Source organism: Pseudomonas fluorescens (assembly GCF_000730425.1).
GTDB classification, from domain to species: domain Bacteria; phylum Pseudomonadota; class Gammaproteobacteria; order Pseudomonadales; family Pseudomonadaceae; genus Aquipseudomonas; species Aquipseudomonas fluorescens_X.
In genome coordinates this window covers 5,672,206-5,697,776 of the sequence record NZ_CP008896.1, presented here as the reverse complement: position 1 = coordinate 5,697,776, position 25,571 = coordinate 5,672,206, and the positions used below count along the sequence as shown (strand labels likewise).

Below are 25,571 nucleotides of genomic sequence, written 5' to 3'. Positions count from 1 at the left end.
TCTGAGCGCGTCCACAGGTCAAAATATGGGGTTTGCTCGCGAAGAGGCCCGCCCTGTCACCCCAAAATCAAGCCGAGACCCCCGCATCCGCCAACAACCCCACCCCCTCGATCGCCGTAATCGCACACTGCTCATCAATATCGGACGTATCCCCACTGATCCCGATCGCTCCCAATACCACCCCGGCCGGGTCCCGAATCAATACCCCACCCGGCGCCGGCACCACGCCGCCCTGCCCCAGGCTGTTCAGCGCGGCGATAAACGCCGGCCGTTGCTGGGCATCCAGGGCCAGCAGGCGCGAGCCCTTGCCCAGGGCAATCGCGCCCCAGGCCTTGCCGATGGCGATTTGCGGGCGCAGCAGGCTGGCACCGTCTTCCCGTTGCAGGGTAATCAGGTGCCCGCCGCTGTCGAGCACCGCGATCGTCAGTGGTGCGGCGGCGATGGTGCGGCCTGCGGTGATGGCCTGACTGACCAGGTTGACTGCGACTTTCAAGGTTAGAGCGCTCATGGGTGCCGTCCTTATCTTGTTATTGAGAAAGCCTTGGGCTTCTGATTGATCAGAAGCTGGATGCAACAAATAGAACACAATAGATTTATTTTTTGTATACAATATTTTGAAACATACACGCCATACGTCGAAATCATCCCGCTAAAAAGCCTTCCGACGAATGCACAGGCTCGACAACAAAATGGATTGACCTGCGCCTCTCGCCGTGAATACACTTTGAAGCACTACCACTTGTATACAATTACAAAACGCAAGAGGCACCAAAACCATGAGCAAAATGAGAGCAATCGAAGCCGCTGTCCTGGTGATGCGCCGTGAGGGTGTAGACACAGCCTTCGGTATCCCAGGCGCCGCGATCAACCCGTTGTATTCGGCCCTGCAAAAGGTCGGCGGCATCGATCACGTCCTTGCTCGCCACGTGGAAGGCGCTTCGCACATGGCCGAGGGGTACACCCGCACCAAGGCCGGCAATATCGGCGTGTGCATCGGCACTTCGGGCCCGGCGGGCACCGATATGGTCACCGGCCTGTACAGCGCCTCGGCCGACTCCATCCCGATCCTGTGCATCACCGGGCAAGCGCCCCGCGCCCGGATGCACAAGGAAGACTTCCAGGCCGTGGATATCACCAGCATCGTCAAGCCGGTGACCAAGTGGGCAACCACCGTGCTGGAGCCGGGCCAGGTGCCCTATGCCTTCCAGAAAGCCTTCTACGAAATGCGCTCCGGCCGCCCAGGCCCAGTGCTGATCGACTTGCCGTTCGACGTGCAGATGGCCGAGATCGAGTTCGACATCGACGCCTACCAGCCACTGCCGTTGGCCAAGCCACTGGCCACGCGCATCCAGGTCGAGAAAGCCCTGGCGATGCTCGATCAGGCCGAACGCCCGCTGCTGGTCAGCGGTGGCGGCGTGATCAATGCCGACGCCAGCGAACTGTTGGTTGAATTCGCCGAACTGACGGGTATCCCGGTGATCCCGACTCTGATGGGCTGGGGCACCATCCCCGACGATCACCCGTTGATGGTGGGTATGGTCGGCCTGCAAACCTCGCACCGCTACGGCAACGCGACGATGCTCAAGTCGGACGTGGTGCTGGGCGTCGGCAACCGCTGGGCCAACCGCCACACCGGTTCAGTGGAGGTGTACACCGAGGGTCGTAAGTTCATTCACGTTGACATCGAGCCGACGCAAATCGGCCGCGTGTTCACCCCGGACCTGGGCATCGTGTCCGACGCGGGCGCCGCGCTGACCCTGTTTATCGAAGTGGCCCGCGAATGGAAAGCCGCAGGCAAACTCAAGGACCGCAGCGCCTGGCTGCATGATTGCCAGCAGCGCAAAGCCACCCTGCATCGCAAGACGCATTTCGACAACGTACCGGTCAAGCCGCAACGGGTGTACGAAGAGATGAACCAGGTGTTCGGCAAAGACACCTGTTACGTCAGCACCATCGGCCTGTCGCAGATTGCCGGCGCGCAGTTTCTGCATGTGTACAAGCCGCGCCACTGGATCAACTGCGGCCAGGCCGGCCCGCTGGGTTGGACGATCCCCGCAGCACTGGGCGTGGTCAAGGCCGACCCGAACCGCAAGGTGGTGGCGCTGTCCGGCGACTATGACTTCCAGTTCATGATCGAAGAGCTGGCGGTGGGTGCGCAATTCAAACTGCCGTACATCCACGTGGTGGTGAACAACTCCTACCTGGGGCTGATCCGCCAGGCCCAGCGCGGGTTTGAAATGGACTACTGTGTACAGTTGTCTTTCGACAACCTCAACGCACCGGAACTCAACGGTTACGGCGTGGACCACGTCGCCGTCGCCGAAGGCCTGGGTTGCAAGGCCTTGCGTGTATTCGAGCCAGGTCAGATCCAGCCAGCGTTGCGCAAGGCCCAGGAAATGATCGAAGAGTTCAAGGTGCCGGTGATTGTCGAGATCATTCTGGAACGCGTGACCAATATTTCCATGGGCACCGAGATCAACGCCGTCAACGAATTCGAAGATCTGGCACTGGTGGGCAACGACGCACCGACTGCCATTTCACTGCTCGATTAAGGAGATCCCCATGCCGCGTTTTGCCGCCAACCTGTCCATGCTGTTCACCGAACAGGACTTCCTCGCCCGCTTCAAAGCTGCCGCCGACGCAGGCTTCAGTGGGGTGGAATACCTGTTCCCCTACGAATTCAGCTCTGCCGAAATCAAGGCGCAACTCGACGCCCACGGCTTGACCCAAGTGCTGTTCAACCTGCCGGCCGGCGACTGGGCCAGCGGCGAGCGCGGCCTGGCCTGCCACCCGGACCGAGTCGAGGAGTTCCGCGCCGGGGTCAACCTGGCCATCGCCTATGCCCAGGTGCTGGGCAATACCCAGATCAACTGCCTGGCCGGCATCCGCCCCCAGGGTTTCGATGACGCCACCCTCGAAAAAACTTTTGTGGCCAACCTCAAGTACGCCGCCGACAAGCTGCAAGCGGTGGGCATCAAGCTGGTGATGGAAGCGATCAACACCCGCGACATTCCTGGCTTCTACCTGAACAACACCGCGCAGGCCCTGGGAATTCGTGAGCAGGTAGGCAGCACCAACCTGTTCCTGCAATACGACATCTACCACATGCAAATCATGGAAGGCGACCTGGCGCGCACCATGGCGACGCACCTGGATCAGATCAACCATATCCAGCTGGCGGACAACCCAGGCCGTAACGAGCCGGGTACCGGAGAGATCAACTACCGGTTCCTGTTCGATCACTTGGATCGCATTGGCTATCAGGGTTGGGTGGGCTGCGAGTACAAGCCGTTGACCACGACCGAAGCCGGTCTTGGCTGGCTCAAGACCCATAACGCGATCTGACCGAAACACACACAACCCAACTGTGGGAGCGGGCTTGCTCGCGAAGGTCTGGCATTCAACATTTTTGTCGACTGATCTACCGCAATCGCGAGCAAGGCTGCTCCCACATTTAGATCGCCTGGGTCTGGTAGACCGGGCCAGGCTCGCACAGAGAATAAAAAGAGGATTTGATCATGGCTAAAATCGGCTTTATCGGCACCGGCATCATGGGCCAACCCATGGCCGCGAACCTGCAGAAAGCAGGTCACCAACTGTTCCTGTCCGAGCACCACGGCAAAGCACCCGCCGAGTTGGTCGCCGCCGGTGCCATCGCCCTGGCCAGCCCGCAGCAGGTGGCCCAGGAAGCGGAATTCATCATCGTCATGGTGCCCGATACCCCCCAGGTCGATGACGTCTTGTTCCGCGCCGACGGCGTGGCCGCTGGCCTGTCGCCGAACAAAGTGGTGATCGACATGAGCTCGATCTCGCCCACTGCCACCAAGGCCTTTGCCGCCAGGATCAACGCCACTGGCGCGCAGTATCTCGACGCCCCGGTATCCGGCGGTGAAGTCGGTGCCAAGGCCGGGACCCTGAGCATCATGGTCGGTGGCGAGCCGCAGACATTCGAGCGGGCCCTGGCGCTGTTCCAGAGCATGGGCAAGAACATCACCCTGGTGGGTGGCAACGGCGATGGCCAGACCGCCAAGGTGGCGAACCAGATTATCGTTGCCCTGAACATCCAGGCCGTGGCCGAAGCGCTGCTGTTCGCCTCGAAAAACGGTGCAGACCCGGCCAAGGTGCGTGAAGCGCTGATGGGTGGCTTCGCCTCCTCGAAGATCCTTGAAGTGCATGGCGAGCGGATGATCAAGGGCACCTTCGATCCGGGTTTCCGCATCAACCTGCACCAGAAGGATCTGAACCTGGCCCTGGCCGGTGCCAAAGAGTTGGGGATCAACCTGCCCAACACCGCCGGCACCCAGCAGGTGTTCAGTACCTGCACCGCGATTGGCGGCGGTAACTGGGACCATTCGGCGCTGATCAAGGGCCTGGAGCATATGGCGAACTTCTCGATTCGCGATAAGTAATCCCGCCTGCGATCCACCTTTGGAACGGGATCAAAATGTGGGAGCGGGCTTGTCGGGTCGCCACATCGTCGCGATCGCGGTGTTCCAGTCAGCATGGATGTTGAATGTAAGACCATCGCGAGCAAGCCCGCTCCCACATTTTGATCCCGTTCCAGGTTTCAAATCCAATAACAAAAATCCGGGAGCCCGCTTATGTCGGTCGATCCGCAACACCTGCTTCGCGAGCTGTTTGCCACAGCCATCGACGCTGCCCACCCCCGGCAAGTCCTCGAACCCTACCTGCCCGCCGACCGCAGCGGCCGCGTGATCGTGATCGGCGCGGGCAAAGCCGCGGCCGCCATGGCCCTGGTCGTGGAGAACAGCTGGCAAGGCGACGTCTCGGGCCTGGTGGTCACGCGCTATGGCCACGGTGCGCCCTGCCAGAAAATCGAAGTGGTCGAAGCCGCGCACCCCGTGCCGGATGCCGCCGGCCAGGCCGTGGCCAAGCGCGTGCTGGAATTGATCAGCAACCTGGGCGAAGACGACCGAGTGATCTTCCTCCTGTCCGGCGGCGGTTCAGCCCTGCTGGCATTGCCGGCGGCCGGTATTACCCTGGCCGACAAACAGGCAATCAATAAAGCCCTGCTCAAGTGCGGCGCAACCATTGGCGAGATGAATTGCGTGCGCAAACACCTCTCGGCAATCAAGGGTGGGCGATTGGCCAAGGCTTGCTGGCCAGCAACCGTCTACACCTACGCGATTTCCGATGTGCCGGGCGACCAGGCCACGGTGATTGCCTCCGGCCCCACCGTGGGTGACCCGAGCACCTCGCAACAGGCCCTGGCGATTCTCAAGCGTTACCAGATTGAAGTACCGGCCTCGGTGCGCAGTTGGTTGCAGAGCCCTGAGTCGGAAACCGTCAAACCCGGCGACCCGTGCCTGGCGCGCAGCCATTTCCAATTGATCGCGCGGCCGCAGCAATCCCTGGAGGCGGTGGCCGTGAAAGTACGCCAGGCCGGTTTCAGCCCGCTGATTCTCGGCGACCTGGAAGGCGAAGCACGGGACGTGGCCAAGGTTCATGCCGGCATCGCCCGGCAGATTGTCCAGCACGGCCAGCCGCTGGCGGCGCCCTGCGTGATCCTGTCCGGCGGTGAAACCACCGTCACCGTGCGCGGCAATGGCCGTGGCGGACGCAATGCCGAGTTTCTGCTGAGCCTGACCGACAGCCTCAAGGGCCTGCCCGGCATCTACGCCCTGGCCGGTGACACTGACGGCATCGACGGTTCCGAAGACAACGCCGGGGCGATCATGACCCCCACCAGCTACGCCCGCGCCGAGGCCCTGGGCCTGTCGGCCAGCGACGAGCTGGACAACAACAATGGCTACGGTTATTTCGCGGCACTTGACGCGCTGATCGTCACCGAGCCGACCCGTACCAACGTCAATGACTTCCGTGCCATTTTGATACTTGAGACTGCTGCCCATGACGCCTGACAAGAAGGTCAAAATCCTCGCCACCCTGGGACCGGCCACCGACGGCATCGATGACATCCGCGAGCTGGTGGAGGCCGGGGTGAATATCTTCCGCCTGAACTTCAGCCATGGCGATCACGCCGACCACGCCCAGCGCTACCAGTGGATCCGCCAGGTAGAGCGCCAGCTCAATTACCCGCTGGGAATCCTGATGGACCTGCAAGGGCCGAAGCTGCGCGTCGGGCGTTTCGCCGAGGGCAAGGTGCAACTGGTACGCGGCCAGGCGTTGCGCCTGGACCTCGACCCCACACCGGGCGACCAGCGCCGGGTCAACCTGCCCCACCCGGAAATCATCAAGGCCCTGGAACCGGGCATGGACCTGCTGCTGGACGACGGCAAGTTGCGACTGCGGGTAATCACCAAACATGCCGATGCGATCGACACCACGGTGTTGAATGGCGGTGAACTGTCCGACCGTAAAGGCGTGAATGTCCCGCAAGCCTTGCTGGAACTCAGCCCACTGACCGCCAAGGACCGTCGCGACCTGAGCTTCGGCCTGGAGTTGGGCGTGGACTGGGTGGCGCTGTCGTTTGTGCAACGCCCCGAAGATATCCGCGAAGCGCGTGAGCTGATCGGCAACAAAGCGTTCTTGATGGCCAAGATCGAAAAGCCTTCGGCCGTGCAGTACCTGCAGGAAATCGCCGAGCTGAGCGATGCGATCATGGTCGCCAGAGGCGACCTGGGGGTGGAAGTGCCGGCCGAAAGCGTGCCGCAAATCCAGAAAGACATCATCAGCACCTGCCGCCAGCTGGGCAAACCGGTGGTGGTGGCCACGCAGATGCTCGAATCCATGCGTTTCTCCCCGGCCCCGACCCGCGCCGAAGTCACGGACGTGGCCAATGCCGTGGCCGAAGGCACCGATGCGGTCATGCTCTCGGCCGAAACCGCCTCCGGCGAATACCCGCTGGAAGCCGTGCAGATGATGAGCAAGATCATCCGCCAGGTGGAGAATGGCCCGGATTACCAGGCCCAGCTGGATGTGAGCCGGCCCAGGGCCGATGCCACGGTGTCCGACGCCATAAGCTGCGCGATCCGCCGGATCAGCAGCATCCTGCCGGTGGCGGTGCTGGTGAACTACAGCGAGTCGGGCAGCTCCAGCCTGCGCGCCGCGCGGGAACGACCGGCGGTGCCGATCCTCAACCTCACGCCAAACCTGTCCACCGCCCGGCGCCTGAGCGTGGCCTGGGGCGTGCATTCGGTGGTCAACGACAGGTTGCGGCAAGTGGATGAGGTCTGTTCCACGGCGCTGGAAATCGCCCAGGCCCAAGGCATGGCGCAACGTGGGGATACGTTGCTGATCACCGCCGGGGTGCCGTTCGGGCAGCCGGGGTCGACCAATTCGCTGCGTATCGAGACGCTGATCTAGCGTCTGTTCGGGCCTTATCGCGGGCAAGCCCGCTCCCACACTGTGATTTGCGAACCCAATCATGTGGGAGCTGGCTTGCCTGCGATGGGGGCAACTCGGTCTTACTGACTTACCCACCATGCCCAACCCAACCTGCCCCGACTGGGCCGAAGCCCTGCTCAACGGCTTCAGCCAGATATTCCTGCAGCGCCACCCGTTGTGTGGCCTGCTCTGCCTGCTGGCGATCCTCACCTGCGCGCCGGGCCTGCTCGGCGGTGCGCTATTGGGCGCAGTCGCCGGCTTGCTCACCGCCCAGCGCCGCGACTATCCCAAGGCCGAGCGCCAAGCCGGGCTCTATAGCTATAACGGGGCGTTGCTGGGGTTGCTGATCAGCCAGCACTTTGCCTGGTCGGCCCTGTTGCCGCCGCTGATCCTGGCCTGCGGCGGCCTGAGTGCAATCCTCACCCGCCAGTGGGTCAAGCGCATGGCCCATGGCGATGATTTGCCCGCCTATACCGTGCCCTTCGTAGCAATCAGCTGGTTACTGCTCGGTACGGTCTCGCCTGCCGCCCTGCCGATCAGCGCACCGAACACTCTGCAATGGCTCGCGGCTCCACTGGTCGGCCTGAGCCAGGTCGTGCTGCTGGATCAACCGCTGGCCGGCCTGCTGATCGGCCTCGGCCTGCTGCTGGCCAGCCCGCGCGCGGCCTTGTGGGCAATGCTCGGCGCCAGCAGCGGCGTGGCACTCGGCCTACTGCTCGACGACCCGGCCGGCGCCCTGCTCGGCCTGCACAGCTATAACCCGGCACTTGCCGCCTTGGCCCTCAGCCAGTATCGACGCCAACCCTGGCTGCCCTTGCCCGGCATCCTCCTGGCAAGCCTGCTTGCCCCCGGTTTTGCCGGCCTGCACCTGGCGCCGCTGACGGCGCCCTTCATCCTTGCCTGCTGGCTGGTGCGTGCCACCCTGCGCCTGCGGCACAGGGTCAACATGGACAGCCCGTTCGAATCCCCCTAGGCTTCGCAGATCTTCGATTCAGGCGAACTTCATGGACAGCAATAACGACTGGCGCCAGCGGCTCTACATCATGGTATTCCAGAGCGACACGGTGGCCGGGCGGCGCTTCGATGGCATCCTGTTGCTGATCATCCTGGCCAGCCTGGTGGTCGTGATGCTCGACAGCATCGACCAGGTCCACCAGAACTACGCCGACGTGCTGGCCTATATCGAGTGGGGCTTCACCCTGATCTTCCTCATCGAATACGGCCTGCGCCTGTATTGCTCGCCCAAGCCGTTGCGCTACGCCTTCAGTTTCTATGGGCTGGTGGACTTGCTGGCGATCGTCCCCGGCATCCTTGCCCTGTACTACAGCGACGCCCAGTACCTGCTGATTATCCGCATCATCCGCATGCTGCGGATCTTCCGCGTGCTCAAGCTGAGCCCGTACCTCAAGCAAGCCAACTACTTGATGTCGGCGCTGCGCGGCAGCAAGCAGAAGATCGTGGTGTTCCTGGTCAGCGTCTGCACCCTGGTGACCGTGTTCGGCACCCTGATGTACGTGATCGAAGGCCCGGAGCATGGCTTTACCAGCATCCCCAAGGGCATCTACTGGGCCATCGTGACCCTGACCACCGTGGGTTTTGGCGATATCGTGCCCAAGACCCCGCTGGGCCAGGTGATTTCGTCGCTGGTGATGATCACCGGTTACTCGATCATCGCCGTGCCCACCGGGATCTTTACCGCCGAGCTGGCCCACGCCATGCGCGGTGAGCAACTGCAACACGATTGCCCGGTATGCAAGAAAAACAGCCACGAACCCAACGCGGCCTTCTGTTCACGTTGCGGCAACGGGCTCTATCCGAAAGTGGAATAAGCAAAGTTCTTTTTAATCTTTAAGCGTCTATGTCGCCCCGGCTATAGTCGTGGGCTATAAGCCACTACCTTCTCGAACAACAAGGAATGAGCAGTGAAAAAACTCGTTAGCGCTTCTCTCCTGGCCGCCGGCCTTGCCCTGTCTGTCGGCGCCCAGGCCGCCTCGACCACCCTGCTCAACGTCTCCTATGACGTGATGCGCGACTTCTACAAGGATTACAACGCCGCGTTCCAGAAGCACTGGCAAGCCGAGCACCCGGACGACAAGCTGACCTTGCAGATGTCCTTCGGCGGCTCCAGCAAACAGGCACGCTCGGTCATCGATGGCCTGCCGGCTGACGTGATCACCATGAACATGGCCACCGATATCAACGCCCTGGCGGACAACGGCAAACTGGTGCCGGACAACTGGGTCACCCGCCTGCCAAACAACAGCGCGCCGTTTACTTCCGCCACGGTGTTTATCGTGCGCAAGGGCAACCCCAAGGCCCTGAAAGACTGGCCGGACCTGCTCAAGGACGGTGTGCAGGTGATCGTCCCCAACCCCAAGACCTCCGGTAACGGGCGCTACACCTACCTGTCGGCCTGGGGCTATGTCCTGAAGAACGGCGGCGATGAAAACAAGGCCAAGGATTTTGTCGGCAAGCTGTTCAAGCAAGCACCGGTGCTCGATACCGGTGGCCGTGCCGCCACCACCACCTTCATGACCAACCAGATCGGTGACGTGCTGGTGACCTTTGAGAACGAAGCAGAAATGATTGCCCGTGAATTCGGCCGTGATCAGTTCGAGGTGGTCTACCCAAGCGTCTCTGCCGAAGCCGAACCGCCGGTGTCGGTCGTCGACAAAGTGGTCGATAAAAAAGGCACCCGTGCCGTGGCCGATGACTACCTGAAATACCTGTGGTCGGCAGAAGGCCAGGAAATCGCGGCCAACAACTACCTGCGCCCACGGGACCCGAAGGTACTGGCCAAGTACACCGACCGCTTCCCGAAAGTCGACTTCCTGTCGGTGGAGAAGACCTTTGGTGACTGGCGCACCGTGCAGAAGACCCACTTCAATGATGGCGGGGTGTTCGACCAGATCTACAACGGCCAGTAACTGAATGTGGGAGCGGGCTTGTGTGGGAGCGGGCTTGCTCGCGAAGGGGGTGTATCAGTCAAAAACTATTTGTCTGACCCACCGCATTCGCGAGCAAGCCCGCTCCCACACAAGCCCGCTCCCACATTGGCTTGCGCGCAAGGCATCAATGCCAGACATGACCGAAATTATTAGTAACACTCTACTCCGTCCCCAGCCGACCCTTTACCCTGCACATCCTCCTTCCCCGCTCTAACGAGAACACCATGACCGCTACCCCGCCCGCGACCGCCACCCTGACCCGTGGCATGGTGCTGCTGTTCGCGTTCTGCTGCGGCGCCATTGTCGCCAACATCTACTACGCGCAACCGATCATTGAACTGATCGCCCCGGATATCGGCCTGACGCCCACCATGGCCAGCCTGATCGTGTCCCTGACCCAGATCGGCTATGCCCTGGGCCTGTTCTTCCTGGTGCCGCTGGGTGACCTGTTGGAAAATCGCCGGCTGATGATCACCACCACCGTGGTTGCCATCGCCAGCCTGCTGGGCGCGGCATTTACCGAGCAGCCGAACCTTTTCCTGCTGGTGTCGTTGCTGATCGGCTTCAGCTCGGTGTCCGTGCAGATCCTGATTCCCCTGGCCGCGCACCTGGCGCCCGCCGAATCCCGTGGCCGGGTGGTCGGCAGCATCATGGGTGGCCTGTTGCTGGGCATCCTGCTGGCGCGTCCGGTGTCCAGCCTGGTGGCGGACCACTTCGGCTGGCGCGCGATGTTCATGGCGGCGGCGGCGATGATGGCCCTGATCAGCCTGGTACTGCTGTTGACCGTGCCCAAGCGCCAGCCAGATCACAGCGCCAGCTATGGCCAGTTGCTGCGTTCCCTGGGCACGCTGCTGCGCGAGCAACCTCTGTTGCGGCAACGGGCGTTCTACCAAGGCTGCCTGTTTGCCTCCTTCAGCCTGTTCTGGACCGCCGTGCCCCTGGAACTGTCGCGTAACCACGGCCTGAGCCAAAGTGAGATTGCACTGTTTGCCCTGGTCGGTGCCCTCGGTGCCATGGCTGCCCCTATCAGCGGGCGCCTGGCCGATGCCGGCCATACTTACCGCGCTTCACTGCTGGCGATGCTGTTTGCCGCACTGAGTTTCCTGCCGGCGTTTATCCACCCGCTCTACAGCGTGATTGGCCTGGCGGTGACCGGTGTGGTCCTGGACTTCTGCGTGCAGATGAACATGGTCCTCGGCCAGCGGACCATCTACGCCCTCGATGCCCACAGCCGCAGCCGCTTGAACGCGCTGTACATGACCAGCATTTTTATCGGCGGCGCCTTCGGCTCGGCGATTGCCAGCAGTGTGTACGAACATGGCGGCTGGCTGGGCGTGATTGCCGTCGGCAGCCTGTTCCCGCTGGTGGCGCTGGTGCGGTTCTTGAGTGTGTCCAGGGTATCTTCACCAGTAAGCGTCTGACGTCAGCACGCTCTGGATCCTGCCGACTGCCCGTCGCCCAGGCCTCCGAGCAACTGCTCAACGGTGCGCGCCAATGGCCCGGAGTTGTCCAGCAGGAACACCCCTGGCGCGGCCTTCAGGCTTTCGCTGAACTGTGCATTGCGCGCCAGGCGCGCGTCTATTTCCACCTCCGACTCACGGCCCCGCGCCAGCAAGCGCTGGCGCAACACTGCCTGGTCCACGGTCAGCAGCACCACCTGTAGCGTTGGATAACGCGCGCGGGTCTGCGCCAGGTGGCCACGAGAGCCGTTGACCAACACATCGTCGCCGGCCGCCAGCCAGTCGTCGATCTGCCGTGGAATGCCATAAGACAGGCCATTGGCATGCCAGCTCAAAGCAAAGGCGCCTTCGGCCACCAGCGCAGCGAACTGTGCGGGGCTTACGCCCTGGGCGGCCTCGCCCACCGCTTCTGCCGACCGGGTGATGACCCGCCGCACAATGCGGCAGCCGCGCTCGGCCAATGGCACCCGCGCCGCCTCCAACAGGCTGTCCTTGCCCGAACCCGATGGCCCGATGAGATAGATCAACCTGCCCGCCATCAAAACACCCTCTTGGCTTGTCGCCAGACTTGTTGGACCACCAACTGCATGCAGCGGGGCCACTGGAAAGTACATCCAGCCATCCGCGAGCATCTTGAAGGCTCCCGGCTCCAGCCTCAAGCAAGTACTGGCGCTGCTGCACCGCAGTAGTGACGGATAAACCCGCTCCTACAGTTGATCTGCGTTGATTGGGCAGCAGTGTTTTCAGCAACCATGAAAAAGGCGACCCGAAGGTCGCCTTGTGTCATTGCGCATACTGCTTGCTCAACCCCGGCGGCACGCCCTGCACATTGGTTTCTTCCCATGGCCCGTTGGGGCTGATGGAGCGGCTCCAGCCGTTGCTCCAGCGGTAGTAGGTACGCTGGCGGTAGAAGGTGTCCGGTTGTTCGTCCAGCACGTACACCTGCATCTTGCCGTCCCAGTGGCTGGCAGCGCCAGGCGGCGGGGCGAAGGTCGGGGACTTGCTGGGCAGGGCCTTCGGCGGCGCGGTGACCGGGCCGCTGGGTTTGCTGCTCGGCTGGGTCGATGGGCCCGACGGTGGGATGGTCGGGCCCGTAGGGGCAGGAGGTGGCCGATGAACCGCGCAAGCGCTCAAGCCCAATACCAGGCTGAGCAGGGTGATACGAGCGATGGCGGTCATGGGGGGTTCCTCGAAATTATGGATCCGGGCTGTCGATGGTCAACTGCTGGGTCGCCGTGGTACTGCTGGCCAGGGGTTGACTGCGGCCAATCCACTCGCCGGCAGTCGGTTGACCGGCCCGTGAGATGCGCGCAACCAGTTGGACTTCGGGAAAGTTGGACAGTTTCAACTGCGGCATCATCGCGTCGGCATCGCCCAGTTCGACGGTCACCGGCAGGTCGGCCACGGTCACGCGCTTGGCAGCCAGTGGCGCCGCCGGGCCGGAAACGGCACGGGCGAAGATGAATACGCTGTCAGTCGGCAGCGCCTTGGCTTTGACGTCGGCCGCGAGGTCCACACGCACGCTCATCACGGCAGTCTTGACGGTCGGGGCGACGGCACCTCCCCCCTCCTTCAACTTCTCTGCCGCACGATCGATACCGCCTTGCAGCGCTGCGCGGGAGCTGTCCTGCTCCGGCAGTTGGGCCAACAGGCGGTTCCAGTAATCGATGGCGTCCTGGTAACGCTGGCCTTCAAAGGCGGCGATGCCCAGCAGGCCGAGGCTGGTGACTTCTTTGGGGTCAAGCTTCAGTGCTTCGTCGGTCAGGGCCTGAAGCTGGGGCGACCACTGTTTGTTGTTGGCAAAGTACTGTGCCTGGGCCCACTGCCCCAGCAATTCTGGCTGACGGCCGGCCAGGGCCACGGCGCGCTCAAAGACCTTGGCCGCGTCGGCCGAACGGTCCTGGGCCATGTAGGCGCGCCCCAGGAAGTACAGGCCTTCGGCCGAGTCCGGTTGCGCCGCAGCAGCCCGTTCCAGACGCTGGGTCATGTCTGCAAGGGAGACCGGCGGCTGGGCGAATTCGCGGGTCAGTTCCACCTTGTCGATGGCGCCGTAATGCAGGTACAGCGCCAGGCCCAGTACGGGCACCAACACCGCTGCCAGTAGTGGCAATGGCTTGCCCAGGCGCGATTCGCGGGGTTTTTCCACGCCTTCGGTATCCGCCAACAGTTCCCGGGCAGCTTCGGCGCGGCCGGTGTCGAGTTGTGCCGCGTTAAGCACGCCTTCGTTTTGTTGGGTTTGCAGTTCGGCGACACGTTCCTGATACAACGCGACGTTCAGCGCGGTGCGGTCTTCTTCACGTTGGGCGCGACGCACGCGCAGCACCGGGATCAACAGGAAACTCAAGGCAACCAGGAGCAGCAGGCCAGCTGCGAGCCAGAAATCAATCATCAGTTTTTTTGTCCAGCAGTTGGTCGAGGCGTTGGCGCTCTTGGGGAGACAGTGCGTCAAAGCCATCGGTAGGCGCCGCGCGACGACGGCGGACGATCATGGCCATGACCACCAGGCCACCCAGCAACAGGGCGGCGGGGCCAAACCAGAGCAAGGCGGTCTTGCCGGTCAGCGCCGGCTTGTAGCGGACAAAGTCACCGTAGCGATCCACCATGAAGTCGATGATCTGCTGATTGTCCTTGCCCTCGCCCAGCATGCGAAAAATCTCTTTGCGCAGGTCGGCGGCAATCGGCGCATTGGAGTCGGCAATGTCCTGGTTCTGGCACTTGGGGCAGCGCAGTTCCTTGGTCAGCTCGCGAAAACGCTCGCGGTCGCTATCCCGGGCGAACTCATAGGTGTCGATGGCAGCCTGGGCCAGGCCCACCAGGCCCAGGGCCAATACTGCGGCGCTCAACCAGCGCTTCATGGCTTGGCCTCATCCACCAGGGCCTGGTACTTGGCCGCCAGTTGCTCGCGCCAGACCACTTCGTCGATCACGCCGACGAACTTGTCGCGAATCACACCCTTGGCGTCGATAAAGAAGGTTTCCGGGGCACCGTAGACGCCCAGGTTCAGGCCCAGGTTGCCGTCTTCATCACGTACATCCAACTGGTACGGGTTGTGGAATTCGGCCAGCCACTTCAAGGCCGCCGCATTGTCGTCCTTGTAGTTGATGCCGTAGATCACCACGCCATTCTCGGCCAGCTTGTTCAGCACCGGATGTTCCACGCGGCACGAGATGCACCAGGTGGCCCACACGTTGACCAGGGCCGGCTTGCCGATCAGGTCGGCCTGGGTCAGGGTCTTGTCGCCCTGCACCGTCGGCAGCGAGAACGCCGGGAACGGCTTGCCGATCATCGCCGACGGCAGCTCGGCCGGGTCCAGGTACAGGCCCCGGTACAAAAACACCGCGACCACCAGAAACACCGCCAGCGGCAATACCATCAACCCACGCTTCATACCGCCGCTCCTTGCATGCCGAGGGCTTCACGCACCCGGCTCTTGACCTTGACCCGGTAACGCCGGTCCATCGCTGCCAGCAACCCGCCGAAACCGGTCAACAGGCCGCCGAACCAGATCCAGCGCACGAACGGCTTGACGTGCACGCGCACAGCCCAGGCGCCGTCACCCAACGGTTCACCCAGCGCCACGTAAAGGTCACGGGTGAACCCGGCGTCGATCCCGGCTTCGGTCATCATCGAGCTCTGGACGGTGTACAGGCGTTTTTCCGGGTGCAGCACGGCGATTTGCTTGCCGTTGCGCACCACGCGCACGGTGCCTTTGTCGGAAGTGAAGTTCGGGCCTTCGAAGTGCTTGGCGCCTTCAAAGACAAACTGGTAGCCGGCCAGGTCCATGGACTCGCCAGGGGCCAGGCGCAGGTCGCGCTCGGCGCTGTTCTGGCTGGACAACACCACGCCCAGGGCGCACACGGCGATGCCGATATGGGCGATCTGCATGCCCCAGTAGCTGCGGGTCAGGGTCGGCAGGCCCTTGATCAGGCCTTTGTGCCGGGTCTTGTCGACGATATCGCGCACGCCGGCCAGCAACACCCAGGCCGCGAGCATAAAGGTGGCGAGCACTGCCCAGTTGAAGTCGCCGTAGGCAATCCCGGCAATCACCGACAAGGCGGCACTGCCCAGCAGCACCGGGGTCAGCATGCCCAGCAGCCATTTGACCGGGGTATCTTTCCAGCGCACCAGCACGCCAATGGCCATCACCACCATCAGTAGGCCCATCAGCGGGATGAACAAGGCGTTGAAATAGGGCGGGCCGACCGAAAGCTTGGCGCCGGTCAGGGCATCGAGTACCAGCGGATACAAGGTGCCCAGCAGGATCATCGAGGCGGCGACCACCAGTACCAGGTTGTTGCCCAGCAGCAGGGTTTCCCGCGACCACAGGTTAAAGCCCACTTGGCTCTTGACCACCGGCGCGCGCAGGGCGAACAGGGTCAGCGAGCCGCCCACCACACACAGCAGGAAGATCAGGATAAACACGCCGCGCTCAGGGTCGGCAGCGAACGCATGCACCGAGGTCAGCACGCCGGAACGCACAAGGAAGGTGCCCAGCAGGCTCAGGGAGAAGGCGGCGATGGCCAGCAACACGGTCCAGCTCTTGAACACGCCACGTTTTTCCGTGACGGCCAGGGAGTGGATCAGCGCCGTGCCCACCAGCCAGGGCATGAAGGAGGCGTTTTCCACCGGGTCCCAGAACCACCAGCCGCCCCAGCCGAGTTCGTAGTAGGCCCACCACGAGCCCAGGGTGATGCCAATGCCGAGGAAGGCCCAGGCGACAATGGTCCATGGCCGCGACCAGCGCGCCCAGGCCGCATCGAGACGCCCACCGAGCAAGGCGGCGATGGCAAAGGCGAAGGCCACGGAAAAACCGACATAGCCCATGTACAGCATCGGCGGGTGGACGATCAGGCCGATGTCCTGCAGCAACGGGTTGAGGTCGCGACCGTCCACGGGGATCTGCGGCAGAATCCGCTCGAACGGGTTGGAGGTCATGATCAGGAACAGCAGGAAACCGATGCTGATCATGCCCATCACCGCCAGCACCCGCGCCAGCATCACTTGCGGCAACTGCCGGGAGAACACCGACACGGCAAAGGTCCAACCGCCGAGGATCAGGGCCCACAACAGCAGGGAGCCCTCGTGGGCACCCCAGACGGCGCTGAACTTGTAGTACCAGGGCAAGGCGCTGTTGGAGTTGCTGGCAACATAGGCAACGGAAAAGTCATCGATCATGAAGGCATAGGTCAGGCAACCGAAGGCGAACGCCAGGAACGCGAACTGGCCCCAGGCCGCTGGCTGCGCCAGGCTCATCCACAAGCGATCGCCGCGCCAGGCGCCCAGCAGCGGCACGATGGCCTGGACGATGGCAAAGCACAGGGCAAGGATCATCGCCAGCTGGCCCAACTCGGGAACAAACAATGTAGAGGTCATCGCTTAACCTTCCTTGGCTGGGGTTGGCGCGGATTGGCCGCTTTCTTTCAGGGCCTTGGTCACTTCCGGCGGCATGTATTTTTCATCGTGCTTGGCCAGCACTTCATCGGCCACGACCACGCCCTGGGCGTTGAGCTTGCCGAGGGCAACGATGCCCTGCCCTTCGCGGAACAGGTCCGGGAGGATGCCGCGGTAGGCGATGGTCACGGATTTGTTGAAGTCGGTGACCACGAAGGTCACGTCCAGGGAGTCGCCGGAGCGCTTGAGGGAACCGGCCTCGACCATGCCGCCGGCCCGGATGCGCGTGTCTTGCGGCGCCTCGCCGTTGGCGATCTGGGTCGGGGTATAGAACAGGTTGATGTTCTGCTGCAAGGCACTCAAGGCCAGGCCCACGGCAACGCCGACGCCCACCAGGATGGCAAGGATGATCAACAGACGCTTTCTACGCAGCGGATTCACTTATCGGTCTCCCGGCGCAGACGACGCGCCTCTTGTTGCAGGTAACGCTTGCGGGCCAGGATCGGCGCAACAACGTTCAGGGCCAGGACGGCCAGGCTGATGCCATAGGCGGTCCAGACGTACAGGCCGTGGTGGCCCATGGCGAGAAAATCACTGAAAGAGGCGAAACTCATCCACGGGCTCCCAGGCTGTTTTGCACTTCGACCTTGACCCAGCTGGCGCGGGCTTCACGCTTGAGCACTTCGAGGCGCATGCGCATCAGCAGCACCGCGCCGAAGAAGCAATAGAACCCCAGGACCATCAGCAGCAGCGGCGCCCACATTTCCACGGGCATTGCCGGCTTTTCGGTGAGGGTGAAGGTGGCGCCCTGGTGCAGGGTGTTCCACCACTCCACCGAGTATTTGATGATCGGGATATTGATCACGCCGACAATCGCCAGCACCGCACAGGCCTTGGCGGCGCTGTCACGATTGCTGATCGCGTTGCCCAGGGCAATCAGACCGAAGTACAGGAACAGCAGGATCAGCATGGACGTTAATCGCGCATCCCAGACCCACCACGCCCCCCAGGTCGGCTTGCCCCAGATTGCTCCGGTCAGCAGCGCTACGGCCGTCATCCATGCACCGATGGGCGCTGCGCATTGCAGGGCGACATCGGCCAGCTTCATCTTCCACACCAGCCCGACGACGCCGCACACCGCCAGCATCACGTAGCAGGACTGGGCCAGCAGCGCGGCGGGAACATGGATATAGATAATGCGAAAGCTGTTGCCTTGCTGATAGTCCGGCGGTGCGAAGGCCAGGCCCCAGACCAGGCCGATGCCGATCAGCAGGAAGGCGGCGGCGGCCAGCCAGGGCAGCATCTTGCCGCTGATGCCATAGAACCACTTGGGCGAGCCGAGCTTGTGAAACCAGGTCCAGTTCATTGCTGTTTCCATCACGGTTGCTTCTTGTCGTGGCAAGAAGCTTAGGGTCTTTACTGACTCAGTGAAAACACTGGATCAGACCTCATTATTCGCCGACGCTGATCTTCAGGCCGGCCGCTATAGCAAAGGGTGTCAGGGTTACCGCCAGGGCGGTCAGGCTGCCAAGCCACAAGAGGTAACCGGTCGCCGGCATGCCCATGAGCGCGGCTTGCAAGGCACCGCTGCCCAGGATCAACACCGGGATATACAAAGGCAAAATCAGCAAGGCCAGCAACAGCCCCCCACGCTTGAGGCCCACGGTCAGCGCTGCGCCCACGGCCCCCAGCAGGCTCAGCACCGGGGTGCCCAGCAACAACGAGGCCAGCAACACGGGCAGGCATTCAAAAGGCAGGCCCAACATCATTGCCAGCAACGGCGCGAGCAGGACCAGCGCCAGGCCGGAAAAGGCCCAGTGTGCCAGTACCTTGGCCAGTACCAGAAGAGGCAGGGGGTGCGACGAAAGGACCCACTGCTCAAGGGAACCATCTTCAAAATCACTGCGAAACAGCCCGTCCAGCGAGAGCAGGACGGACAAAAGTGCCGCTACCCACACCAGTCCCGGAGACAAGGTTTGCAACAGTTTAGTCTCGGGACCAACCGCCAAAGGGAACAACGCGATGACAATGGCGAAGAACACCAGCGGGTTGGCCAACTCGGCCGGGCGACGGCACAGCAAACGGGCCTCACGGGCCACCAACAAGGCAAACACACTCATACCGACCACCGCCCCAGGTCCAGGTCACGGTAACCGGCGGGCAGGCGGGTCAAGGTGTGATGGGTGGTGAGGACCACCATGCCGCCCTGCTCACAGTGCCGGGCCAGGTGTTCTTCGAGCTGCGCCACCCCCTGTTTGTCGAGGGCGGTGAAGGGTTCGTCGAGGATCCACAGCGGCGGTCCATCCAGATACAGGCGGGCCAGGGCCACCCGACGTTGCTGGCCGGCCGACAGGGTATGGCAGGGAACGTCTTCGAAGCCCTTCAGGCCCACGGCGGCCAGGGCCTGCCAGATAGACTCGCGCGTGGCCCGGTGATGCAGGGCGCTGAGCCAGCTGAGGTTTTCTTCAGCCGTCAGCACATCCTTGATCCCGGCAGCGTGGCCGATCCACACCAGGTTGCGCGCCAGCTCCGTGCGTTGTTCGTGCAGCGGCTTGCCATTGAGGCGTACCTGCCCCGCCGTCGGCTGCATCAGGCCGGCCAGCAGGCGCAGAAGACTGGTCTTGCCACTGCCGTTGGGCCCACTGATCTGCACCATATCGCCGCCCGCCAGACGCAGTTCGAGGTGTTCGAACAGCATCCGCAGGTCTCGCTCACAGGCAAGCGCAACGGCTTCAAGTAGTGGACTGGTCACAAGATCGCGGGCCTTTACGGTTCAAGTCGGCGGTGGAGCGGCCGTTAAAGAGATGCACAATAACTGCATTGGCGGCCTGTTTTAGAGAGCTGGATCAATCAGTTGTGATGTTTTTGACCCGCTCTTTGCAGACGGGCGGCATTATACATGCGATGTCCTACTCTAAAGAGGGCAATTTCCTTGAGACCGCGGCCACGATGACCGGTGACATCAACCTACCGACCCTCCCCCCACTACCAGCCACCGGGCCCAGGCCTGCGCCTGCGGTGGGAGAACTGCTGAAACTGCTGGAGCCTCAGGCAGGGTTGATCGACGCCGGCAAAACCGTGAACGCCGAGGTGCTTGCGCTCAAGCAAGGCGGTGAAGCCTTTCAGCTGTTGCTCAAGCTGACCCTCGACGGTGGCCGGCAAACCCTGGTGCAGGCTGCGAGCAGCCAGCCGCTGCCCCTGGGCAGCAACGTCGCGGTGAGCCAGACGGCGTCGGGAGACCTGGCGATCAGCCTGCAACAGGCCCTCAGCGCCAATGTCGCCGCCCTGACCCGCATCGACACCACCCAATTGCCCGTGGGCACCTTGTTGCAAGCCAAGGTGCTGACCTCGCAGATGCTGCCCCAGGGCGCCGGGCAGCCGGCGCTGTACCGCTCGCTGGTAGCGGTGCTCAATAACGCCCTGAGCGGCACCACCCTGAGCCTGGAAAGCCCGCAGCCGCTGCGCGTCGGCAGCTTGCTCAGTGCCGTGGTGCAGGGCGCGCAGACCCTGGATTTCGTGCCCCTGAGCGGGCTGCGCGATCAACTGGCAGTCAGCCAGCAACTGGCCGCCCAGCAAAGCCGCCAGGGCTCGCTGGAAGGCCTGCTCACGGCCTTGAAAAACGTGCCCAATGACACCTCGGCGCAGTTGCGCGCCGCCGTCGACCGCCTGCTTGCCGGGCTGCCGGATGTGGCGCAGGTCAGCAATCCCAAGGTGCTGGCGCAGTTGCTGTACAACAGCGGCGTGTTCCTCGAAGCCAAGCTGCTGGCCGGGCAAAACCCGCAAGTGCCGCCGCTGGACATGAAAGGCAGCCTGCTGCGCCTGGTCAACGAATTGCTACCCGCCCTGCCCGCCAGCACCAACCTCAACGCGATCCTGGCCGCCAATACCCTGGCGCAGATGCTGCCCAGCTTTGTCCGCAGCCCACTGGGTACCCTCGGCCAGGTGAGTGCACGCACCACGCCGGGCGGCTTCCCGTTGCCCGAGCGCCTGCTGCAGCGCCTGGACGGTGAAAACAGCCTGGAAAACCTGCTGCGCCTGGCCGCCGGCGCCATCTCGCGCCTGCAGAGCCATCAACTGTCGAGCCTGGAACAAACCGGCACCACCGCCGACGGTCGCCTGCAAACCACCTGGCAACTGGAAATCCCCATGCGTACCTTGCAGGACATCGTGCCCTTGCAGGTCAAGTTCCAGCGTGAGGAGCCGGCGCCGGACAAGGACGAGCCAGAACGCAAGATCGAACGCGACGCCAAGAAGATGCTGTGGCGCGTGGAACTGGCCTTCGACATGGAGCCCCTGGGCCCGCTGCAGGTCCAGGCACAACTGAGCCAGGGCAAACTCTCCAGCCAGCTGTGGGCCACCCGCCCGTTTACCGCCAGCCTGATCGAAAGCCACCTGGGCAGCCTGCGTGAGCGCCTGGTGTCGTCGGGCCTCAATGTCGGCGACCTCGACTGCCACCTCGGCACCCCGCCCCGGGGGCCCAAGACCGGGCTGGAACAACGCTGGGTGGATGAAACCGCATGAAGACCCCCAACCCACCACGCCAGGCCATCGCCCTCAAATACGACGGCAAAGCCGCCCCCGCCCTGACTGCCAAAGGCGATGAGGCCCTGGCCGAAGCCATCCTGAAACTGGCGCGCGAACATGAAGTGCCGATTTATGAAAATGCCGAATTGGTGAAGTTGCTCGCGCGCATGGAGTTGGGCGACAGCATCCCTGAAGAGTTGTACCGCACCATCGCTGAGATCATTGCGTTCGCCTGGACGCTGAAGGGCAAATTCCCGGTGGGATATGACCCGGATGCAGGGCCGGTGGAGCGGGATGTGACAGATCGCGGGGATGATTACTGAAGTCTGAGCTGTCGGTATCGCGAGTCAGATTTCAAGCAAAAGGCGCCCTGCAAACGGCACATTACTCGTTCTGCAAGCTCGTTAATTAGGTACCCCCATGGGGGGACAGCGCTATTCCAACATGGCCAAAACGTCACCAGACGTTCATGCCAAAAGGTATAGCCATGACAACCACGGATAACCAAACTCCCCCCTCGCTTGACGATGCAAGGCCCACCACAAGGCCGTTGGCAGACCTGGATCGCAGCATGGGCCCCCTGGCAATCGGCGATCTGAGCGTCAGCCGGGTAGCCCTTGCGCGGATGGGCGCACGCATTGATGACCGGGCGCTCAGTGCCAGTGATGTGAGCGGGACGGATGTCGATCAAGCATTTATTGATGGCATCCGCTTCTCCAGCGCCGATGTCGAACAGGTTTTCAAGACATCTGATTTATCGACGGACCTGAGCTCGCCCGGGCTATTGTTCGACCTCGCGTCGTTGCGCTCGATCTCGGCACCTGCGCTGATCAAGGGCATCGACGATCCATCCCCGACCACGCTGATGAATAGACTCAACGGTCTGCTGGAGCGGGTTCAGCACTTCAATCCAGACACTTCACACTCAACTGGCGGCAACTTCAACTGGGTCCATGCCCCATTGAGCCGCAGCATGGACATGACCGGCAACGGCCTCCAGGCCTACGGTTACTACAGCGCAATCGTCGCGATTGCCGGGGCGATCAAGGAAGGCGAGAAATCAACCGCGATCATTGGCTTCGGCAGCCTCGCCGCTGAATTCACTGCACAGGCCCTGGAACTGAGCCTGCGCAAAACCGGGCAGGCCTTGATCAAAAACAGCGCGAGCCTGTTCAAAGGCTTTGCCGCCTGTCGCCTCGGTAAGTGGCTGGGACGCAGTGCCGGGCCCATCGGTAGTGCACTCACACTGCCGTTTGATATCTACAACGCCACAACCTCGTTCGAGGCTGCCGCCAAAGCACACGGCAAGGAGGCCATGGACCATTACGTCAGCGCCGGGTTTGATTTGGTCAGTATCGGCTTGACGGTAGGCCTGGGGGCAGCGGCACTGGCGGGTTTTGGTGCTGCCGGGCCGTTGGGGCTGGTGGCAGCCGCCCTGTTGGTGATCGGTGCCGAAATCTACGGCGCCATCCGCAAGATTGACGACATCGACGATTACATCGAACTCAGTACTCATGAGCGCCTGCGTTCAGGGTGGTTGTTGTTCTGGAGACGCCCGCTGGATACAGAGGTCATGCATCGATACCTGATCGCTCAAACCACAGCCAGTTACAACGCCCAGTTGAAAGCCCAGGCCAGGGAATGGCTTGAGACCACGCTGAAAGACAGTGTCGAAGGCATTGTCAACGGCAAGTTCACTGTCACCGTGCGCCCGGCAAAAGTCTGGAAGATGAGCTGGAGTGAGCAAGAGTCGCCGTACACCCTGGAAGACCAGCCGGTGATCAACGATGACGACGACGTGATCAATGCCGCTGCGTTCCCCCTCGACAACCTGCCGGGTTATGTACCTGGCACCCAAGGGGCCACGAAAGCTATCGTCTGGAGATTGGGCGGTGGAGAAGACGTTGTCACCGGCCTGCCCGATAAACCCAACTTCTTCCACTACGGCCAGGGTCGCAAATACCTGACGGGAGGCCAGGACAACGATGAGTTCATTTTCACGGTGCCGGACGGCACCCTCGATGGCATTGAACCCCGTCAGAATCTGAGCGTCCTGCAGGGAGAAGGCGGTACCGACACGCTCAGATTTGCCGGTCATCATCCAGGTGGTGCCTCCGGGGCAGGCTATACCATCGACCTGGAGCGTCAGCGTGTCGAACTGCACCGCAGCGCTACAGACCTCTACCCACAACTCACGGCCACGCTCTCCTCGATCGAGCAGGTGCAGACCCTCGCGGGCGCTTCCAGCCGTGTCAAAGGCGCGCTCGATACGCAACAGATCGTCTCGATGGGCCACGACACCATCGACGCCGGCCCTGCCGACAACACCCTGGTGATCGCCGGGAACGGCACGCGGGTCAATGGTGGAGCAGGCCAGGACCGCTACGTGATCGCCAACGGCATCGGCGAAGTGCGTATCGATGAAGATGGAGAAGAAATCAGCCACGTGGAAATGGCATGGCCCTTTGAGCGTATCCAGAGTTGGACCCTTCACGAGAATAGCCTGGTGGTATCGGCATTGAGCGATGCCGATGGCGACCTGGCTGAACAACAAATCATCATCATGAACGTCTACGAGACACTGGCTGGCAGCCGTGTACTGAAAAACTCCAAACTGGTGTTTATGACCCAAGATGGCTATGTGCTCTCCCCTGTGCTCCCCTTAAAGCTGCAGGGGGCGGACGATCACAACGTAACCGTCCAACTCATTGCCCACGGCCCCGAGAAGGCACTCCAGGCGATCGTCAACAACCACGAGTACGCACTGTCTGCTCATGGTGAGTCCAACTTGTATGTTCCTCGCGGTGCAATGCATACAACAGTACGGTTCATCTCGGCGCAAGATGATGCCACTTGCACGTTGTACGTCGACTACCCGAAAGAACACATCGAAAGTGTAAGTTATAGCTATCACGTCACGAAAAACAGCAGTGGTGTCTATGACCGGCTGACCTATAAGAACTTCAAACTCAGCATTACCTTTGAAGACGGAAAAAAGTTGATGCTCGCCAACTACGCCACTGAAAAAGGCCGAGCCAGAACATTGGGGACCCGTATTCAGGCTGCGCCCATCAGTATCCTGTGTCGCTTGCTGCTCGTCATGGCCGATGGTCAATCCTGCAACATCACAACACCTTACGTCTTTACCCTTAGCGACCGTTCATACCCTGGCCACAAGATCCACGACGGTCAGGCGCATCTGCAATTTCGAGCCGGAAAGTTCGCGTTTGTCCGCCCGCAAGTTTCAAAAAGCATTCATTGCAAATCAACCCCGCAAACAATCCGACTGCCGGCGTTTTCGGGGGGTGGCATTTATTGTTTAAAAGGCAAAGGCGCAATTTATGAGGTATTTCCAGACAACGGGACGACACTCTACTTATCGCCACAATACCCGGACCAGGCACAGCCCTCTACCTGGATATTCACGACCCAAGGGCCTCCCCAGCTTCAGGAAGTCACCGTCGATGGAAAAACCATCAGTGCTGGCACAGTAAAAATAGTCATGCCTGAAACAGCCTCGACCACGGGCACACCTGACAGAATTATTATTTACGTTGCCTGCGGGCATAAATATGAAGTCAGCCCTGGGCACGCGAAGGCATTTCTTTATGAAATGAACGCATCTGCCCACCAGACCATCGAAAACCTCCACCTTGAACTGCGTAAGCTCAGACAAAAAAGTCCACTGGTGGCGTCGTACATATTGATTAACGGGTTAACGGCCCGACAGCATCCACAAGAACGTATTTATTATGACGTTCAGTATGACGGATGGACCTTATCCAAGGACAACACCCGCCCGCTGCAAGCGAACGAACTGCAACTTCAAGCTGCCATTTAATCCTCCCCCCTGTTTCTCCCCATGGCCTTGGCAGGTTGCGTATGCCTGTTTGCAGCATTCCTGAATTCCAAACCAAGACCGGGCACAGGGTACTTCGAT

At 61.9% G+C, this 25,571-nt stretch carries 24 protein-coding genes; 12 read left to right on the top strand and 12 right to left on the bottom strand.

Going from position 1 to position 25,571, the window contains the following annotated elements:
* Positions 1 to 67 precede the first annotated feature (67 nt).
* A complete protein-coding gene (locus HZ99_RS25595) occupies positions 68 to 508 on the bottom strand; it encodes a GlcG/HbpS family heme-binding protein (protein ID WP_038447058.1) in 441 nt (146 codons plus the stop codon).
* Between the two features lie 268 nt (positions 509 to 776).
* Between HZ99_RS25595 and gcl the strand changes: the two genes are divergently transcribed.
* From gcl to HZ99_RS25550, 9 genes are all read left to right on the top strand, one after another.
* Positions 777 to 2,552: a glyoxylate carboligase gene (gcl, locus tag HZ99_RS25590; protein WP_038447057.1), complete on the top strand. Its 1,776-nt coding sequence runs from the start codon at positions 777 to 779 to the stop codon at positions 2,550 to 2,552.
* A 10-nt stretch (positions 2,553 to 2,562) separates the two neighbouring features.
* Entirely contained in the window at positions 2,563 to 3,345 is a 783-nt protein-coding gene (hyi, locus tag HZ99_RS25585) for a hydroxypyruvate isomerase (RefSeq protein ID WP_038447056.1), read from the top strand.
* 173 nt (positions 3,346 to 3,518) lie between these two features.
* Positions 3,519 to 4,409 carry a 2-hydroxy-3-oxopropionate reductase gene (locus tag HZ99_RS25580; RefSeq protein ID WP_038447055.1) on the top strand — a complete coding sequence of 297 codons (891 nt, stop codon included), beginning with the start codon at positions 3,519 to 3,521 and terminating at the stop codon, positions 4,407 to 4,409.
* A gap of 192 nt (positions 4,410 to 4,601) precedes the next feature.
* The gene (locus HZ99_RS25575) at positions 4,602 to 5,882 is read left to right on the top strand and encodes a glycerate kinase type-2 family protein (RefSeq protein ID WP_038447054.1); all 1,281 of its coding nucleotides are present in this window, start codon (positions 4,602 to 4,604) and stop codon (positions 5,880 to 5,882) included.
* Complete coding sequence (gene pyk, locus HZ99_RS25570; protein WP_038447052.1) at positions 5,872 to 7,287, top strand: pyruvate kinase; 1,416 nt, start codon at positions 5,872 to 5,874, stop codon at positions 7,285 to 7,287. The genes HZ99_RS25575 and pyk overlap by 11 nt, the downstream gene beginning before the upstream one ends.
* A gap of 118 nt (positions 7,288 to 7,405) precedes the next feature.
* Positions 7,406 to 8,281 (top strand): urea transporter, encoded by an 876-nt coding sequence (locus HZ99_RS25565; RefSeq protein ID WP_038447048.1) that lies wholly within the window; start codon positions 7,406 to 7,408, stop codon positions 8,279 to 8,281.
* Between the two features lie 31 nt (positions 8,282 to 8,312).
* Positions 8,313 to 9,137, top strand: coding sequence for an ion transporter (locus HZ99_RS25560; RefSeq protein WP_038447046.1), 825 nt, complete (start codon positions 8,313 to 8,315; stop codon positions 9,135 to 9,137).
* Between the two features lie 93 nt (positions 9,138 to 9,230).
* Positions 9,231 to 10,235 (top strand): sulfate ABC transporter substrate-binding protein, encoded by a 1,005-nt coding sequence (locus HZ99_RS25555; protein WP_038447044.1) that lies wholly within the window; start codon positions 9,231 to 9,233, stop codon positions 10,233 to 10,235.
* A 245-nt stretch (positions 10,236 to 10,480) separates the two neighbouring features.
* Entirely contained in the window at positions 10,481 to 11,677 is a 1,197-nt protein-coding gene (locus HZ99_RS25550) for an MFS transporter (protein ID WP_038447042.1), read from the top strand.
* 2 nt (positions 11,678 to 11,679) lie between these two features.
* On the opposite strand, the gene phnN is transcribed toward HZ99_RS25550, so the two are convergent.
* The 11 genes from phnN to ccmA form a co-directional block, all read right to left on the bottom strand.
* Positions 11,680 to 12,255 carry a phosphonate metabolism protein/1,5-bisphosphokinase (PRPP-forming) PhnN gene (phnN, locus tag HZ99_RS25545; protein WP_038447035.1) on the bottom strand — a complete coding sequence of 192 codons (576 nt, stop codon included), beginning with the start codon at positions 12,253 to 12,255 and terminating at the stop codon, positions 11,680 to 11,682.
* A gap of 244 nt (positions 12,256 to 12,499) precedes the next feature.
* The gene (locus HZ99_RS25540; RefSeq protein WP_038447033.1) at positions 12,500 to 12,895 is read right to left on the bottom strand and encodes a lipoprotein; all 396 of its coding nucleotides are present in this window, start codon (positions 12,893 to 12,895) and stop codon (positions 12,500 to 12,502) included.
* 16 nt (positions 12,896 to 12,911) lie between these two features.
* Positions 12,912 to 14,105: a c-type cytochrome biogenesis protein CcmI gene (gene ccmI, locus HZ99_RS25535; RefSeq protein ID WP_038447032.1), complete on the bottom strand. Its 1,194-nt coding sequence runs from the start codon at positions 14,103 to 14,105 to the stop codon at positions 12,912 to 12,914.
* A complete protein-coding gene (locus HZ99_RS25530; protein ID WP_038447030.1) occupies positions 14,098 to 14,571 on the bottom strand; it encodes a cytochrome c-type biogenesis protein in 474 nt (157 codons plus the stop codon). The genes ccmI and HZ99_RS25530 overlap by 8 nt, the downstream gene beginning before the upstream one ends.
* Positions 14,568 to 15,104, bottom strand: a complete 537-nt coding sequence (locus HZ99_RS25525; protein WP_038447028.1) for a DsbE family thiol:disulfide interchange protein — start codon at positions 15,102 to 15,104, stop codon at positions 14,568 to 14,570. Before HZ99_RS25525 ends, HZ99_RS25530 begins: the two co-directional genes overlap by 4 nt.
* Positions 15,101 to 17,089, bottom strand: a complete 1,989-nt coding sequence (locus tag HZ99_RS25520) for a heme lyase CcmF/NrfE family subunit (protein ID WP_038447026.1) — start codon at positions 17,087 to 17,089, stop codon at positions 15,101 to 15,103. Before HZ99_RS25520 ends, HZ99_RS25525 begins: the two co-directional genes overlap by 4 nt.
* 3 nt (positions 17,090 to 17,092) lie before the next feature.
* A complete protein-coding gene (ccmE, locus tag HZ99_RS25515) occupies positions 17,093 to 17,548 on the bottom strand; it encodes a cytochrome c maturation protein CcmE (protein ID WP_038447024.1) in 456 nt (151 codons plus the stop codon).
* Positions 17,545 to 17,721, bottom strand: coding sequence for a heme exporter protein CcmD (gene ccmD, locus HZ99_RS25510; RefSeq protein WP_029292593.1), 177 nt, complete (start codon positions 17,719 to 17,721; stop codon positions 17,545 to 17,547). The genes ccmE and ccmD overlap by 4 nt, the downstream gene beginning before the upstream one ends.
* A complete protein-coding gene (locus HZ99_RS25505; RefSeq protein WP_038447022.1) occupies positions 17,718 to 18,473 on the bottom strand; it encodes a heme ABC transporter permease in 756 nt (251 codons plus the stop codon). Before HZ99_RS25505 ends, ccmD begins: the two co-directional genes overlap by 4 nt.
* 85 nt (positions 18,474 to 18,558) lie before the next feature.
* The gene (gene ccmB / locus HZ99_RS25500) at positions 18,559 to 19,227 is read right to left on the bottom strand and encodes a heme exporter protein CcmB (RefSeq protein ID WP_038447020.1); all 669 of its coding nucleotides are present in this window, start codon (positions 19,225 to 19,227) and stop codon (positions 18,559 to 18,561) included.
* Positions 19,224 to 19,859 carry a cytochrome c biogenesis heme-transporting ATPase CcmA gene (ccmA, locus tag HZ99_RS25495; protein WP_038447018.1) on the bottom strand — a complete coding sequence of 212 codons (636 nt, stop codon included), beginning with the start codon at positions 19,857 to 19,859 and terminating at the stop codon, positions 19,224 to 19,226. The genes ccmB and ccmA overlap by 4 nt, the downstream gene beginning before the upstream one ends.
* 197 nt (positions 19,860 to 20,056) lie before the next feature.
* Between ccmA and HZ99_RS25490 the strand changes: the two genes are divergently transcribed.
* From HZ99_RS25490 to HZ99_RS25480, 3 genes are all read left to right on the top strand, one after another.
* Complete coding sequence (locus tag HZ99_RS25490; RefSeq protein WP_038448194.1) at positions 20,057 to 21,628, top strand: flagellar hook-length control protein FliK; 1,572 nt, start codon at positions 20,057 to 20,059, stop codon at positions 21,626 to 21,628.
* Entirely contained in the window at positions 21,625 to 21,954 is a 330-nt protein-coding gene (locus tag HZ99_RS25485; RefSeq protein ID WP_038447016.1) for an EscU/YscU/HrcU family type III secretion system export apparatus switch protein, read from the top strand. The genes HZ99_RS25490 and HZ99_RS25485 overlap by 4 nt, the downstream gene beginning before the upstream one ends.
* 248 nt (positions 21,955 to 22,202) lie before the next feature.
* On the top strand, positions 22,203 to 25,472 hold the full coding sequence (locus tag HZ99_RS25480; RefSeq protein WP_038447014.1) for a calcium-binding protein: 3,270 nt from the start codon (positions 22,203 to 22,205) through the stop codon (positions 25,470 to 25,472).
* The last annotated feature ends 99 nt before the right edge of the window (positions 25,473 to 25,571 follow it).